General features: G+C 42.3%; 1 protein-coding gene. It reads left to right on the top strand.

All coding sequences use genetic code 11. The annotated features are described in order from the left end of the window. Nucleotides 1-78 precede the first annotated feature (78 nt). A partial coding sequence (locus I6E38_RS15070) for a hypothetical protein (RefSeq protein WP_235394738.1) occupies nucleotides 79-529 on the top strand: 451 nt, incomplete at its 3' end.

Genomic DNA, 529 nt, shown 5'->3' with positions numbered 1-529 from the left:
GACGAACCTAACAGACCAGATACAGACTATGACAATCTGTTTGATAAGACTTATACTATTAACAACGATGGATGCTGTGTGTTTAAAGGATTAAAGCCCGTAAGTGCTGCTGACGTTGAAAATAAGGTAAAGGGCTATGGATGGAAAGTCATAGGCATGTATAAAGTGCAGGATAACGGCAGACTTTCACAAACAGACTACCGCAAGACAGTTTATGGCGGTGGATATATGGATTATTGGTTTGAGTCAGGCGGTCATCTGATAGGTTTCCACCATGGCGATACCGATGGTAAGTCATATAACAAGACAGAATGGTTTTATTATGCTGTGTCAGGATTCATCATGCGCGGTTCGGCAAGTCAAGGTATGCAAAGCCGCTATATGCAAGTTTTACTCCTCACAAAAACAGAGTCAAATTATTTGCAAATGTACACCATGCAGAAACTGGGCGATGCAACCGATGAGAATGGAAATCTGAAACCATTCTACGGCATGGTGGTTTATCAGCGCATGACGGACAACGAACTTG

This window comes from Leyella stercorea (genome assembly GCF_021531355.1).
GTDB lineage: Bacteria > Bacteroidota > Bacteroidia > Bacteroidales > Bacteroidaceae > Prevotella.
Note: the sequence above shows the minus strand (reverse complement) of the source record. Positions and strands in the feature narration are given on the sequence as shown.